Here is a 13,093-nt window from a genome sequence, read left to right as displayed (position 1 = left end):
CGGGCTCGTCAGCCGCCGACGGTAAAGCCGGTGACGGCCAGTCCGGCGACGATCAGCAGATAGGCAAGCCCCATCAGGACGAACAGTCCGTCGAGGGCCACCAGCGCCAGACCGAAGGCGACGACCGCGATGCCGACGGCCGTGGTCGAGAACGGCACCAGTTCGAGCACCGGCATGATCAGGGCGAGGACGGTACAGATACCCGCGATCAGCATGGCTCCGCCATTCGAGGCAAGCACGCAGAATCGAGGCCGCAACCACCAGTCGATAAAGCGCGCCGGCCGGTCGAGCCAGCGCACGGTCCGCTGAACCCGGCCGGAGGACAAGTGACGATTCATCAACCAGCCGGGCAGCCAGAAGGACTCCCGGCCGAACATTAGTTGCATCGAGATCAGTAGCAGCCCGATTGCCATTGTCGTGGGCAATCCGGGAATGCCGCTCAATGGAGAAACCATCACCAGGCCGACGAGCAGCACCACCGGGCCGAACGACCGGGTGCCCAGCGCCTCCATGATGGTCGCCAGGTAGACGTCCTCCCGGTCCGATGCCACCTCGGCGATCCGTTGCAACAGGTCACCAAGATTGTGCGGGGGAGCCTCGACGGATCCCCCACCGGTCGGGTTGGTCTGGCTTTCCTGCCGCGGCATGACGCCTCCAAGGGGTGGATTAGCGCCTAGTGAGACCACCGCACGCTTTGAGGGTTCGAAGCAAGGGCATCAGCTCGCGCAGTAGCGGTCGCCGGAGAGATCCATGCGTTGCCCGGTCGAGCTCTGCGACGGCGACACCTGACGCGGCGGCGACCATTAGGGTCCGCCAAGGGTGATAGCGCGCTTCGATTTCCAGCGGCAGCCCCAGCAGATCGACACGCGCCTGCAGTCGATCGCCACTGTGGCGCAGGCGGCGCTTGGCCAGCTCGACCTCCACCGCCGGTGAAACGGTTTCCGACCGCCCTACCCGATCATCCCGCTGCGCGGCGCGCTGGCGAAGCCGTTCGCTGCCATTCATCGCCGTAACCAGCGATAGGCCCAGCCACCCAACACGGCCGCGACGGCCAGGCAGAGACCGCCCATGGCAGCGAGCGTGGGCGCGACACCCCAGTACGGGACGAGCCAGTAATAGAGACCCGCCATGCCGAACCCGATGGCGACCGCAACGAGCAGCCCGACCAGCCCGATCAGCACCACGGCGGCCGCCGTGCGCCCGACCTGCTGCCGCAGCAGCCGGCCTTCGGCCTCGACCAGTGCAGTCAGCGCGAGTACATAATCGGTGAGAGGTTTCAGTGCCGGCCTCCGTCAAGCAACTTGGCGATGACGAAACCGATGCCGAACGCGGCAACCACCGACGTCAGCGGATGATTGCCGACCAGCTGCTCGGCATCCTCGACCCGACGTTCGCCCTGCTCGCGGGCGCGCCGATAGCCGCGATTCAACGTGTCCATGCCCTCATCGAAGGCGGCCTGGACGTCGTCACGTGCCTGGGTGGCGCGATCGCGCACGCGTTCCTGGCTCTGTTCGCGAAATGCTTTCAGCAGGTCACCGACGTCGCCGCGCAGCTGCGCGAGATCGGCCTTGACCGCTTCAAGTTCGGCGTTGCTGTCTTTCTCGCTCGATTGTGCCATGTCGGAATCCTCCAGGATTGAATTCGGCTGAGACGACCTGAGCGTAGTCGCCACGCGACGGGAATCCAATACGTATTGGCGAATTACCCCGGGCCTCACGGCGGAAGGCGGCTACGCCGACGCAGAGCCTTCGAGTTCACCGCCAAAACAAGCTGGTCATCAGCCCATCAGCAGGTACTTGGTCTCGAGGTACTCATCGAGACCTTCGGTGGCGCCTTCTCGGCCAAGCCCGGATGCCTTGACCCCGCCAAAAGGCGCGGCTGCGTTGGAAATCAGGCCGGCGTTGATGCCGATCATCCCGGCCTCGATCCCTTCGGCAACACGCCAGACGCGATGCACGTTCTCGCTGTAGAAGTAGGCAGCAAGCCCGAACGGTGTGTCGTTGGCCAGCTTGATCGCTTCCTGCTCGTCGTGGAAGGTGGAAATCGCGACCAGCGGACCGAAGGTCTCCTCCTGCGCCACGCGCATCGAGTGTCGTATACCCGTGAGCAATGTCGGCAGCACGTAGTTTTCACCCCGATCGTGACGTCTGCCACCGCTAACCAGCGTCGCGCCACGACTCGTGGCGTCCTCGACGTGGGACAACACCTTGTCGGCTGCTGCCGAATCGATCAGCGGCGTGACGTCGGTCTCCGGATCGAGGCCGTCACCCAGGCGAAGCGCCTCCACTCGGTGCCTGAGCTTCTCCACGAACGTATCGTGGACCGCCTCATGGACGTAGAAGCGATTCACGCAGACACAGGTCTGGCCGGTATTGCGAAACTTGGCGGCGATCGCCCCATCCACGGCCGCGTCGAGATCCGCATCATCGAACACGATGAATGGAGCATTGCCGCCAAGTTCCAGGGAAACCTTCTGCACATTGGCGGCAGAGTCGCGCATCAGGGCACTACCCACCTCGGTCGACCCGGTAAACGACACCTTCCTGACCAGAGGGTTGGACGTCATTTCTGAGGCGATTTCTCGTGCCGACCCAGTCACCACGTTGAATACCCCCGCGGGAACGCCCGCCTCGTCTGCCAGTACGGCGAGCGCGAGCGCCGAGAACGGTGTGGCACTGGCTGGCTTGACCACCATGGGGCAGCCGGCTGCCAGTGCGGCGCCCGCCTTGCGGGTAATCATCGACGAGGGGAAATTCCACGGGGTGATCGCCGCGGCAACCCCGATAGGCTGTCGGAGCACGACAATGTGCTGGCCGGCGGCGGCCGGCGGGATCGTCCGACCGTAGGCCCGTCGGGCCTCCTCGGCAAACCACTTGAGAAACGACGCGGCATAACGGATCTCGCCGGCGGACTCCGCGTGTGGCTTACCCTGTTCCAGCGTCATGATCGTCGCGAGTGTGTCCTCGTGGGCCAGCATCAGCTCATGCCAGCGATACAGGATCGCTCCGCGGGCCTCCGCCGTCAGCTTGCGCCAGGCCGGCCACGCTTCCGCAGCCGACTCGATCGCCCGGCGGGTCTCGTCAGTGCCCAGCCGGGGCACGTGACCCAACGTCTCTCCGTTGGCGGGATTGGTGACGGCGATTCGGTCGTCACCGCTCGCGGGAACCCACTTCCCGCCGACAAAGCAACTCTCCCGAAACAGTCGGTTATCGCGTGTTTCTGACAGAACATCGAGACTCATGAGCGGGTCCGTTCAGACGGTGGGATTCGGGTAGCGGGCATCGATCTCGTCGATCGCCTTTAGCAGGTCATCCGAGAGTGCCAGTTCGCCGGCTGCAATGTTTTCATCCAGTTGCGCAAGCGAGGTTGCGCCGATGATGGTCGAGGCCACCTCGGGACGCCGCAACGTGAAGGCGATCGCCATCTGGGCGGGAGAGAGTCCATGCTCGCGAGCCAGCTCGACGTAGGCGCGCGTCGCGGCCGCCGCGTTGGTCTTTTCGTAACGCTGCCCGAAGGTCGGGAATTCGGTGATCCGGCCTGCCGCGTTCGGATCGTCGAGATACTTGCCGGTCAGATGACCGAATGCCAGCGGGCTGTAGGGCAGTAGTGCCACGTCGAGCTCGGTGCAGACCTCGGCCAGCCCCCCTGTCTCGAAGCTGCGGTTCATCAGGTGATAGGCGTTCTGCAAGGATGTCACCATGGGCAGACCATGCTGACGGGCCGCTTCGGCGAAAGTCATCACGCCGAAAGGCGTTTCGTTGGACAAGCCGATGTGCCGGACCTTGCCTCCCTCGACCAGTTCAGCGAGGGCCGCGAGCTGCGCCTCGATGGGCTCGGCGTCCTGGCGCCGGGCCGGATCGTAGTAGACGTCGCCGAACTTGGGCACGTAGCGGTCCGGCCAGTGAATCTGATAGAGATCGACGTAGTCTGTCTGCAGACGCTGCAGGCTGTCGTCGATCGCCTTGTGGACCTGGTCGCGCGTGACACGCGGCCCGCCACGAACGTGGTTGAGGCTGGCACGCCCCGCTCCGGTGACCTTGGTGGCGACGATCAGATCGTCGCGCTTTTGATGTTTCAACCAGCTGCCGACGAACGACTCGGTGCGCCCCTGGGTCTCTGCGCATGGTGGCACCGGGTACATTTCCGCGGTATCGATGAAGTTGATCCCCGAGGCGACGGCCCGATCCAGCTGCTGGTGTGCCTCGGCCTCGGTGTTCTGCTCGCCGAATGTCATGGTGCCGAGACAGATGGCGCTGACCTCGAGTCCGCTGTTGCCCAATCGTCGGTATTCCATCGTCAGTCGTTGCTCCTGATGTCGTCGATCCTTAAGCTCTGTTTCAGGCGAACCGCCGCCCTGCGGTTCGCGTCGATAACGAGCCACGTAGAGTAGCCAAGATGCCGGATGTTTCCAGTCAGGTCGCCGCGGCGCACCTGGAGTTCATCGAACCGATCAGCTCCGCCCTCCCCGCCAGGTCTCCGACCGTCGCCCAACGCGAAGCCGCTGAGTTCATGATCGCGCATTATCGCGAGAACGGCTGGGCCGGGCTGTGCGATGCCGTCGACGCGCGGCTCGCAAATCGGGCGTTCGATGCCGCGAGTCTGGATGACGAGGACCGGATGATACTGGAGACCATCGACCGCGCCGCCGTCGAGCCGGGCTGGCTGGACCGGGTGGTTGCCGAGGCGGAGGCCGAGGCGGCCGACCAGCTTGCCGCACTGATCCTCGCCGCCACCTGGGGAGAGCATGAAGCGCTCGCCGCGCTCGACGAGATGCGTGATGCCGCGCAGGCCGCCGGGATCCCGGATTCGACCGCACATGCCTTCATCGCGATGGTAGAGGGTGAACGCCGGCCGGATGCCCTGATCGCGGCCCACCCCAGCGCCCAGAGCGGCCTGCTCGAAGCGACGCTGAACGCCCTTACCCGCCGCGAGGGAGACGCTGACGGCTGACCGTCAACTCTGCCCGAGGATGCGGGCCTCGGCGCGAAGCTGGCCGCTCACCTGGCACATCAGCTCGTAACTGATGGTGCCGGAGGCCTGCGCGATCTCGTCGATCGCCAGGCCACTACCCCAGCATTCGACCTCGTCGCCCACCTGCGCCTCGACGCCACGCAGATCGATGGTGACCAGGTCCATCGAGACACGACCGACAATCTGCGTGCGACGACCATTGACCAGGATAGGCGTCCCGTCCGGTGCGTGACGGGGGTACCCGTCACCGTAACCCACCGACGCCACCCCCACGGGCATGGTCTCCGGCGCGACGAAACGCCCGCCGTAACCAATGGCACCACCGCGAGGGACCTCGCGTACCGCGATCAACTGTGTCTTGAGCTCCATGGCCGGCCTAAGGTCGTACTGTGCGGCTTCACCGAAGATGAACGGGTTGCCTCCGTACAGCATGATGCCCGGGCGGACCCAATCGCCACCGGCTGTCTCACAGCCCAGCAGCGCCGCGGAATTGCACAGACTGGTCTCACCCTTCCAGCCGGCGGCCACCGAGCGAAACACGTCGATCTGCGCGTCGGTTGCGGAGAGGTCAGGCTCGTCGGCACGCGCAAAATGCGTCATCAGTCCGACATGCGGATCGATCGCCGCGCAGGAGTCGAGCCGGGCCCTGGCGTCGGCCACCTGCTCGGGTGACAGCCCCGCGCGATGCATGCCGGTATCCACCTTGATCCAGGCACGCAGGGCTCCCTCGGGCAGATCTGTGGCGTGCGATTCGAGCACGTCCAGCTGAGCCACATCATGGAAGACGACTTCGAGCGAGTGATCCAAGGCCAGGTCGAGTTCCTGCGCTGTCATCGCGCCCTGCAGAACCAAGAGGCGCTCGGTGAGACCGGCTTCACGGAGAGCAAGGCCCTCCGCCGGGGTTGCCACGGCGAAGCCGTCGGTGCCGGCTGCCGAGAACGCCCGTGCGGCCGTCAGCAGCCCGTGACCATAGCCATCGGCCTTGACCGCGGCGAACACCGCTCGCCCGTCGGCCGCGGACCGCGCCACCGCAAGGTTGTGACGCAATGCGTCGACGAGAATGGTCAGTCGGGCCCGACGCATCAACGGTAGGCTTCCGGCACGCTCTCGGGGCTGATGAAGTCCTCGAACCGGGTGTTCTTGCCGCGGAAGGTCATCGGCACGGTCCCGGTCGGACCGTTACGCTGCTTGCCGATGATGATTTCCGCCATGCCCTTCTTCTCGGTGTCCGGTTCGTAGACCTCTTCCCGGTAGATGAACATGATGACGTCGGCGTCCTGCTCGATCGCGCCTGATTCGCGCAGGTCCGACATCACCGGGCGCTTGTTGGGGCGCTGCTCGAGAGAGCGGTTGAGCTGCGAAAGCGCGATCAACGGTACATCGAGCTCCTTGGCCACCGCCTTCAGCGAGCGGGAGATCTCGGAAATTTCGTTGGTGCGGTTTTCCTTCGAACCCGGCACCTGCATCAGCTGCAGGTAGTCGACCACAATAAGACCCAGATCCTGCTCACGAGCAAGCCGTCGGGCACGCGAACGCAGATCGCTCGGCGAAAGCGCTGGCGTGTCGTCGATGAATATCTTGGCCTGGCTGAGCTGGCCCACTGCGCCGGAAATCCGGTGCCAATCGCTGTCCTCGAGTTGGCCCGTGCGCACTTTGGTCTGGTCGATACGACCGAGAGAGGACAGCATCCGCACCGCGAGCTGGTCCCCCGGCATTTCCATCGAGAACACCGCCACGGCTTTCTCGCCGTACAGCGCGACGTTTTCGGCGATGTTCATCGAGAAGGTGGTCTTACCCATCGACGGGCGCCCGGCGACGATCACAAGGTCACCCTTGCCAAGACCGGTCGTCATGTCGTCAAGGTCACGGAAACCGGTACTGATGCCAGTGACCTCGCCCTTGTTCTCGTAGAGCTCGGCGATCCGGTCCATCGCCACCGTGAGCAGGTCCGTGATGCTCTGGAAACCGCGGCGCGTGCGCGCGCCCTCGTCGGCGATCGCAAAGATGGCCTTTTCGGCAGTCTCGAGGACGTCGTAGGCGGTCTGCCCTTCGGTCTGATAGCTCTTCCGGGAAATCTCGGTGCCGACCTCGATCAGACGACGGAGCAGCGAGTGCTCGCGAATGATTTCGGCGTAGGCCGCGATGTTGGCCGCACTCGGAACGGAGTCGACCAATGCGGCCAGGTAATCGTTACCACCAACGTCCTCGAGTTTTTCGATCGTCTTGAGGCGTTCGGAGACGACCATGGCGTCGAACGGCTGATTGCGCTCGGCCAGCTCGTCGATCACCCGGAAAATCACCCGGTGATCGTGGAAATAGAAATCCTCGTCGCGCAGCTTGTCGCCAACCTGCTCGAAGGCAAGCGGATCGAGCATCAGCCCACCGAGAACGGCCTGCTCGGCCTCCTGAGAGTGAGGCGGAACCCGCAGAGACAGCGGCGAACCGACGGCCGCCGGCTTGGGGCGACGATCAGGTTTCGGCGAATCGGAAGTGTATTCCGGAAGAGACATGGGCAACGGCTACCAGCGGCTGTTCGGCGTACGGACCCCGCATCGCCAGGCAAGGACGAAATCGCGGTCGCGGGGAGGAATAGATGATACGCCCTGTGCCGGCAGTTGACCACGACTCGCCAACTCGGTTCCTCACAACGATCACCTTCAGCAGGACAAAAAAAACCCGCCCCTTTGGGGGGCGGGCTCTTGGATCGGCCGACCGTCGCTGACGGATCGGCGATCGGGTATCGGCTTACTGCTCGGGGACGACCACGACGTTGATGTCGACGTCGACTTCCGAGTGCAGGTGCAGCTGGATCGGGAACTCACCCAGCGCACGCAGCGCACCTTCCGGCATGCGCACTTCGCGCTTCTCCATATCGACGCCGTAGGTGTCGGTGACTGCCTTGGCGATCTCGTCGGTACCGACGGAACCGAACAGCTTGCCCTCGGCACCGGCCTTGACCGGGATGGTGACGCTCGGCTCTTCGCCCAGCTTGCCGGCACGGGCTTGTGCGGCGGCCAGCTCTTCAGCGGCCTTCTTCTCCAGCTCGGCACGGCGCTCTTCGAACTCGGCCATGTTGGCCTTGGTCGCCGGCTTGGCCTTGCCGTACGGGATCAGGAAGTTGCGGGCGTAGCCCGGGCGGACGCGAACGACGTCGCCCAGCGAGCCCAGGTTCTCGACCTTACTCAACAGAATGACTTGCATGGATATTGACTCCTGGAATCTGGGGACGGACGCGATCAGTGACGGTCGGTGTACGACAGCAGGGCCAGGAAGCGCGCACGCTTGATGGCAGCCTGCAGCTGACGCTGATAGCGGGCCTTGGTACCGGTCACACGGCTCGGCACGATCTTGCCGGTCTCGGTGACGTACTGACGCAGGGTGTCAATGTCCTTGTAGTCGATGTGCTTCACGCCCTCGGCGGTGAAACGGCAAAAACGCTTGCGACGGAAAAAACGGGCCATGGATCAAATCCTCTCGAAACTTATTCGCTGGAAGCGTCGGACTTCTCTTCCGACTTCTTGTCGCTGTCACGACGCTCTTCGCGCTTGTTGTCATCGTCACGACGGCGCGGACGACGCTCGGACTCGCGCTCCTGCATCATCGGGGAGGCTTCGGTGTAGGCCTCGTCGCAACGGATGGTCATGTGGCGCAGGACGGCGTCGTTGAACTTGAACGCTTCCTCGAGCTCGGCCAGGGCATCCTGGTCGGTCTCGACGTTCATCAGCACGTAGTGCGCCTTGACCAGTTTCTTGATCGGGTAGGCCAGCTGGCGGCGACCCCAGTCCTCGAGACGGTGAACCGTGCCCTTCGCGGACTCGATGATGCCGCGGTAGCGCTCGATCATCGCCGGGACCTGGTCGCTCTGGTCCGGGTGGACCATGAAGACGATTTCATAATGACGCATGGATAGAACTCCTGTGGATTGAAGGCAGCCTGCCGCATGCGGAACGGTCAGGCAGGAGAAACAAGCGGCGCATTCTAGGCGCTCCGGCCGCCCGTTGCAAGCCGGAGCAATGCGGTTCAGCGGCTGATGACGACGAAGGCCAACGCGTATGAACGCTCGTCACTCACCGACAGGCTGATCTCGCTCGCCCCCATCCGCTCGAAGGTCTGTTGCGCCTGACCGCTCAGGACGACGTCGGGGCGACCGAATTCGTCGTGGCGTGTCTGGATGTCAACGAGCCGCAGACCGTCCCGAAAGCCGGTCCCTAGCGCCTTGGCGACCGCCTCCTTGGTGGCGAATCGCTTGGCAAGCCAGGCAGCACGGTTCGTCTCGGGCAACCGCTCAAGCTCCTCGGGGCCCAGCACGCGATCGACCAAGCGCTCCCCATGGCGATCGAGTGCACCTTGGATGCGAGCGATCTCGACCAGGTCGGTACCGATGCCGAGGATCATTGACGATCAGCTCGTGGCGGCGGGACGTCGGTAGCGGGCAGCGTGCATCAGATCCTTCATCTCGCGCACCGCGGCGGGCAGACCGGAGAAAACCGCCTGCCCGATGATTGCGTGGCCGATATTGAGCTCTTCGATTTCATCAATCGCCGCGATCACGGAAACGTTGTGATAGTGAAGGCCGTGACCGGCATTCACCACCAGTCCCACGTCGGCCGCATCGCGAGCACATTGGCGAATCAGATCGAGCTGTTCCTGGACCGCCACGTCGCAGTCGGCATCGGCGTAGTGCCCGGTATGAATCTCGATCACCGGCGCCTCGCAGGCGACGGCTGCGTCGATCTGGCGCGGATCGGCATCAACGAACAGCGACACCCGAATGCCGGCTTCGGCCATCCGATCACAGGCCGCGTGAATACGTTCGATCTGACCGGCGACGTCCAGTCCGCCCTCGGTGGTCAGTTCCTCGCGCCGCTCTGGCACGAGACAGACGTCATGTGGACGCAGCCGACAGGCGAGATCGATCATCTCGTCGGTGGCGGCCATTTCCAGGTTCATGCGCGTCTGCAGCAGTTCGCGCAGGATCTCGACGTCACGATCCTGGATGTGTCGGCGGTCCTCGCGCAAATGCAGCGTGATGCTGTCGGCACCGGACTGTTCGGCCAGCAGCGCAGCGCTGACCGGGTCGGGGTAGCGCGTGCCCCGCGCCTGACGCAGCGTGGCGACGTGATCGATATTCAGACCCAGCAAAGGGTATTGAGCAGTGACGCGATTGGTCATGGGTTCTCGATTTCCGCAGTGAGGGATGGCTGACGATTCAGGGGCACCAGTCTAGGGAAACACCGATCGAATCGACAATGTCTTCGCTTGGTTCCGTGCCCGCCACGAGCGCTTTGACTTCGCGGGACACCAGGCATGTACCGGTTGCTATTCCGGGGAGACCGCCGCATCGTCCCGAGAGGCAGGCCACAATCGCCGGGAGACGAAAGGCGCCCGACCCACATGTCCCGCCAGGAGGGATTGCATCAGATCTCGTGCAATCCGGCGATCCTCGGCGCCCACGAGCACGTCATCCGCGGCAATTGCTTCCAGCACATGCCCGGGCACTCCACCGGCGGAACCGGCCGGCACGATGCCGGATTCGAGCCCGACCCGATAGCGTCCGGTCGGATGCACGGGCTCACCATTCACGTCGCGCTGCCAGTCGATCCCCGCCCCCAGGTGGGCAAGCAGCTGACGCTCGAACCGCCGGATCACCACCGACAGCGGCATCTCGGGACTCTCGAGCATTGCAAGGCTTTTCCAGTAGTCGAGGAACAGACCGGGCATGGCCTCCTCGGGGCGCAACGCGCGCAGGATCAGTTCATGCAGGTAGAAGGCGGTCGCGAGCGACTGCCCGCGCAGAAAACGCAGCGCTTCGACCGGCTCGGCGGCCGTAAGCACCGGCCAGCCGCCCCGCCCTGCCGTCTGCAACTCCAGGCAGACGAAATTGGGCGGTCGCGACGAGCCCCGCTTCTTGATCCGCCGACCACCGTTCTGTCGCATGCGAACCCAGCCGCGCGTATCGGTCAGCCAGTCCAGCAGCAGGCCATGTTCCTGAAACGGTCTGGCATGAAGCAGGAACCCGCGCACAGCTCAGCCTCCGCCCAACTCGCCGGGACTTTGCCACCCGGGTTGCCGGCCGCGCCTCATTCGGGCAGCTGGTATCCGAGTGACGCGACCGAGCGCTCGTCATCCGCCCAGTCGTCGGCCACCTTGACCCACAGATCAAGCATGACGCGCTTTTCCAACAGATGCTCGATCGCCTCGCGCGCCTGCTGGCCGACGGTCTTGAGCCGGGAGCCACGATTGCCGATCACGATGCCCTTCTGACCGGCACGAGCGACGTAGATGACCGCACCGATGGTGACCAGTCGGTCGGTCTCCTCGAAGCGCTCGATCATGACGGTGGTCTGGTACGGCAACTCGTCGTGCAGCGACCGGGCCAGCTTCTCGCGAATGATCTCGGCCGCCATGAAACGCACCGGGGCGGTCGTCACCTGGTCCTGGTCGTAACCGATCGGACCCTCCGGGAGGTACGAGAAGATCAGGTCGACCAGCCCTTCCAGCCCACGTCGCCGCCGCGCGCTCATCGGATAAATCTCGGCAAAGTCCCGTTTCTCGCCCATCTTTGCCAGAAACGGCAGCAGCTCGGTCTTGTCGTTGACCAGATCGACCTTGTTCACGACCAGCACCACGGGTGCCTCGACATGCTCCAGCAGGCGCAGAACGGTTTCATCCTCACCGCCGAACTGGCCGGCCTGCACCATGAAAAGGATCAGGTCGACACCTTCAAGTGCGCTGCGTGCCGTGCGGTTGAGCTGCCGGTTCAGCGCGTCCTTACCGCCTTCGTGCAGGCCAGGGGTGTCGATCAGGACGATCTGCCCGCGTGGCTCGGTGATGATGCCGGTGATGCGATGGCGCGTGGTCTGCGGCTTGGGTGCCGTGATCGACACCTTCTGGCCCACCAGCCGGTTAACCAATGTCGACTTGCCGACGTTGGGGCGTCCGACGATGGCCACGTTACCGAAGCGGGTGGACTCGCTCATGCGCGGCTCTCCGTGGAGGATTTGCCTTCACGCGACTCGCACAGCGTCTTGAGCATACGCCGCGCTGCGGTCTGTTCCGCACGCCGGCGCGACGAGCCGCTGGCGCGTGTCGCGAACGCCTCACCGTTGCATTCCACGCGACAGGCCACTTCGAAGGTCTGTTTGTGTGCCTGCCCTGTCTGCTCGAGCACTTCGTACTCGGGCAAGGGCAATCTGTCCCGCTGCAGGTACTCCTGCAGCTGGGTCTTGGCATCTTTCAGTTCCTGCGCATCCGGCAGCGATACCAACTCGTCGCCGAACAGGCTCAGCACCCAATCATGGGCTGGATGAAATCCCTGATCGAGATACAGGGCACCGATAATGGCTTCAAGGGCGTCGGCAAGGATCGAATCGCGACGATGCCCGCCACTCTTGAGCTCGCCTGATCCCATTACGAGATAATCCCCGAGGCCGATACGGCGCGCTACCCGAGCGAGGGTTTCCTCCCTTACCACCGAGGCCCGAAGCCGGGACAATGCGCCCTCGGAAGCGTCGGGCTTGTGGCGATACAGGTAGTCGGAGATCGTGAGGTTCAGAATCGAGTCGCCCAGGAATTCCAGACGCTCGTTGTTCCGGCGCCCGGACGAGCGGTGTCGTAAGGCCAGACCGAAGAGGTCATGGTTCTCGAACGTCAATCCCAGCGATTCTGCCAGGATGTCCGGGTCGCGGATAAGGGGGTTTCTGTTTCTAGTTGCTGACACGAGTCTGGTGTTTGAATGCAGCCACGAGCGACAGATTGCCGAACAATTGCGCCCGCCCGTCGTAGTTGTATGTCACGCGATAACCGCCGGTCACCGGGCGAATCTCGAAATCCTTGGGATCGAACTTGTCGTCGACTTCGTTGATGTCGAGACGCTTGGCGAGCATGCGCCGAATCTCGTTGGGACTGCCGGCGGTCTCTTGCTCGATGCTCTTGAAGACCGAAGTGAGCTTCTGGTCGGCGATGTAGAGCGGCACGACCTTCATCACTACCAACGCGGCCAGACCCAAGGCGATGGCCGCCAAGAAGAGCCCGACCAGTGACATGCCATCCTGCCGCCGGCTTACAGCCGGCCCGACACTGCGGTTGTTTTCCTTCAACGTGGTCTGTTCCATATCCCTCG

Annotated in this window: 18 protein-coding genes; 1 reads left to right on the top strand and 17 read right to left on the bottom strand. The window is 63.9% G+C overall.

The window, feature by feature from the left end; all coding sequences use genetic code 11:
- Positions 1–8: 8 nt before the first annotated feature.
- The 6 genes from LV476_RS02615 to LV476_RS02590 form a co-directional block, all read right to left on the bottom strand.
- On the bottom strand, positions 9–647 hold the full coding sequence (locus LV476_RS02615; protein ID WP_250072978.1) for an exopolysaccharide biosynthesis protein: 639 nt from the start codon (positions 645–647) through the stop codon (positions 9–11).
- A 19-nt stretch (positions 648–666) separates the two neighbouring features.
- Entirely contained in the window at positions 667–1,005 is a 339-nt protein-coding gene (locus LV476_RS02610) for a hypothetical protein (RefSeq protein WP_250072976.1), read from the bottom strand.
- A complete protein-coding gene (locus tag LV476_RS02605) occupies positions 1,002–1,184 on the bottom strand; it encodes a hypothetical protein (protein WP_250072974.1) in 183 nt (60 codons plus the stop codon). The genes LV476_RS02610 and LV476_RS02605 overlap by 4 nt, the downstream gene beginning before the upstream one ends.
- A gap of 92 nt (positions 1,185–1,276) precedes the next feature.
- The gene (locus LV476_RS02600; protein WP_250072973.1) at positions 1,277–1,618 is read right to left on the bottom strand and encodes a DUF883 family protein; all 342 of its coding nucleotides are present in this window, start codon (positions 1,616–1,618) and stop codon (positions 1,277–1,279) included.
- Positions 1,619–1,777: 159 nt separating this feature from the next.
- Entirely contained in the window at positions 1,778–3,241 is a 1,464-nt protein-coding gene (locus tag LV476_RS02595) for an NAD-dependent succinate-semialdehyde dehydrogenase (protein WP_284047397.1), read from the bottom strand.
- A gap of 12 nt (positions 3,242–3,253) precedes the next feature.
- Positions 3,254–4,294 carry an aldo/keto reductase gene (locus LV476_RS02590; protein ID WP_250072971.1) on the bottom strand — a complete coding sequence of 347 codons (1,041 nt, stop codon included), beginning with the start codon at positions 4,292–4,294 and terminating at the stop codon, positions 3,254–3,256.
- Between the two features lie 101 nt (positions 4,295–4,395).
- Here LV476_RS02590 and LV476_RS02585 point away from each other — a divergent pair, with 101 nt between their 5' ends.
- Positions 4,396–4,950, top strand: a complete 555-nt coding sequence (locus LV476_RS02585) for a hypothetical protein (RefSeq protein WP_250072970.1) — start codon at positions 4,396–4,398, stop codon at positions 4,948–4,950.
- Positions 4,951–4,953: 3 nt separating this feature from the next.
- Here LV476_RS02585 and alr read toward each other — a convergent pair whose 3' ends face one another.
- From alr to LV476_RS02530, 11 genes are all read right to left on the bottom strand, one after another.
- Positions 4,954–6,054: an alanine racemase gene (gene alr, locus LV476_RS02580; RefSeq protein WP_250072969.1), complete on the bottom strand. Its 1,101-nt coding sequence runs from the start codon at positions 6,052–6,054 to the stop codon at positions 4,954–4,956.
- Positions 6,054–7,481, bottom strand: coding sequence for a replicative DNA helicase (gene dnaB, locus LV476_RS02575; protein ID WP_434062811.1), 1,428 nt, complete (start codon positions 7,479–7,481; stop codon positions 6,054–6,056). The genes alr and dnaB overlap by 1 nt, the downstream gene beginning before the upstream one ends.
- 235 nt (positions 7,482–7,716) lie before the next feature.
- Positions 7,717–8,172 (bottom strand): 50S ribosomal protein L9, encoded by a 456-nt coding sequence (gene rplI, locus LV476_RS02570; protein WP_250072967.1) that lies wholly within the window; start codon positions 8,170–8,172, stop codon positions 7,717–7,719.
- Positions 8,173–8,207: 35 nt separating this feature from the next.
- On the bottom strand, positions 8,208–8,432 hold the full coding sequence (gene rpsR, locus LV476_RS02565; RefSeq protein ID WP_250072966.1) for a 30S ribosomal protein S18: 225 nt from the start codon (positions 8,430–8,432) through the stop codon (positions 8,208–8,210).
- A 20-nt stretch (positions 8,433–8,452) separates the two neighbouring features.
- Positions 8,453–8,875 (bottom strand): 30S ribosomal protein S6, encoded by a 423-nt coding sequence (rpsF, locus tag LV476_RS02560; RefSeq protein WP_250072956.1) that lies wholly within the window; start codon positions 8,873–8,875, stop codon positions 8,453–8,455.
- 116 nt (positions 8,876–8,991) lie between these two features.
- Positions 8,992–9,366 carry a holo-ACP synthase gene (gene acpS / locus LV476_RS02555; RefSeq protein ID WP_250072954.1) on the bottom strand — a complete coding sequence of 125 codons (375 nt, stop codon included), beginning with the start codon at positions 9,364–9,366 and terminating at the stop codon, positions 8,992–8,994.
- A 6-nt stretch (positions 9,367–9,372) separates the two neighbouring features.
- Positions 9,373–10,143: a pyridoxine 5'-phosphate synthase gene (gene pdxJ / locus LV476_RS02550; protein ID WP_250072952.1), complete on the bottom strand. Its 771-nt coding sequence runs from the start codon at positions 10,141–10,143 to the stop codon at positions 9,373–9,375.
- Between the two features lie 147 nt (positions 10,144–10,290).
- A complete protein-coding gene (gene recO, locus LV476_RS02545; RefSeq protein WP_250072950.1) occupies positions 10,291–10,995 on the bottom strand; it encodes a DNA repair protein RecO in 705 nt (234 codons plus the stop codon).
- Positions 10,996–11,051: 56 nt separating this feature from the next.
- Positions 11,052–11,951 carry a GTPase Era gene (gene era / locus LV476_RS02540; RefSeq protein WP_250072948.1) on the bottom strand — a complete coding sequence of 300 codons (900 nt, stop codon included), beginning with the start codon at positions 11,949–11,951 and terminating at the stop codon, positions 11,052–11,054.
- Positions 11,948–12,691 (bottom strand): ribonuclease III, encoded by a 744-nt coding sequence (gene rnc, locus LV476_RS02535; protein ID WP_349665991.1) that lies wholly within the window; start codon positions 12,689–12,691, stop codon positions 11,948–11,950. Before rnc ends, era begins: the two co-directional genes overlap by 4 nt.
- Positions 12,678–13,085, bottom strand: a complete 408-nt coding sequence (locus LV476_RS02530; RefSeq protein WP_250072943.1) for a DUF4845 domain-containing protein — start codon at positions 13,083–13,085, stop codon at positions 12,678–12,680. The genes rnc and LV476_RS02530 overlap by 14 nt, the downstream gene beginning before the upstream one ends.
- Positions 13,086–13,093 lie beyond the last annotated feature (8 nt).

This window comes from Guyparkeria hydrothermalis, from assembly GCF_023555385.1.
GTDB classification, from domain to species: Bacteria; Pseudomonadota; Gammaproteobacteria; order Halothiobacillales; family Halothiobacillaceae; genus Guyparkeria; species Guyparkeria hydrothermalis_A.
The sequence above is the reverse complement of the archived record's forward strand: the minus strand, read 5'-3'. Positions and strand labels throughout refer to the sequence as shown.

Excerpts from the sequence above, each read along its gene's own strand:
- LV476_RS02615 (WP_250072978.1), bottom strand. The coding sequence starts at position 647 with ATGCCGCGGCAGGAAAGCCAGACCAACCCGACCGGTGGGGGATCCGTC.
- LV476_RS02610 (WP_250072976.1), bottom strand. The coding sequence starts at position 1,005 with ATGAATGGCAGCGAACGGCTTCGCCAGCGCGCCGCGCAGCGGGATGAT.
- LV476_RS02600 (WP_250072973.1), bottom strand. The coding sequence starts at position 1,618 with ATGGCACAATCGAGCGAGAAAGACAGCAACGCCGAACTTGAAGCGGTC.
- LV476_RS02595 (WP_284047397.1), bottom strand. The coding sequence starts at position 3,241 with ATGAGTCTCGATGTTCTGTCAGAAACACGCGATAACCGACTGTTTCGG.
- LV476_RS02590 (WP_250072971.1), bottom strand. The coding sequence starts at position 4,294 with ATGGAATACCGACGATTGGGCAACAGCGGACTCGAGGTCAGCGCCATC.
- LV476_RS02585 (WP_250072970.1), top strand. The coding sequence starts at position 4,396 with ATGCCGGATGTTTCCAGTCAGGTCGCCGCGGCGCACCTGGAGTTCATC.
- alr (WP_250072969.1), bottom strand. The coding sequence starts at position 6,054 with ATGCGTCGGGCCCGACTGACCATTCTCGTCGACGCATTGCGTCACAAC.
- dnaB (WP_434062811.1), bottom strand. The coding sequence starts at position 7,481 with ATGTCTCTTCCGGAATACACTTCCGATTCGCCGAAACCTGATCGTCGC.
- rplI (WP_250072967.1), bottom strand. The coding sequence starts at position 8,172 with ATGCAAGTCATTCTGTTGAGTAAGGTCGAGAACCTGGGCTCGCTGGGC.
- rpsR (WP_250072966.1), bottom strand. The coding sequence starts at position 8,432 with ATGGCCCGTTTTTTCCGTCGCAAGCGTTTTTGCCGTTTCACCGCCGAG.
- rpsF (WP_250072956.1), bottom strand. The coding sequence starts at position 8,875 with ATGCGTCATTATGAAATCGTCTTCATGGTCCACCCGGACCAGAGCGAC.
- acpS (WP_250072954.1), bottom strand. The coding sequence starts at position 9,366 with ATGATCCTCGGCATCGGTACCGACCTGGTCGAGATCGCTCGCATCCAA.
- pdxJ (WP_250072952.1), bottom strand. The coding sequence starts at position 10,143 with ATGACCAATCGCGTCACTGCTCAATACCCTTTGCTGGGTCTGAATATC.
- era (WP_250072948.1), bottom strand. The coding sequence starts at position 11,951 with ATGAGCGAGTCCACCCGCTTCGGTAACGTGGCCATCGTCGGACGCCCC.
- LV476_RS02530 (WP_250072943.1), bottom strand. The coding sequence starts at position 13,085 with ATGGAACAGACCACGTTGAAGGAAAACAACCGCAGTGTCGGGCCGGCT.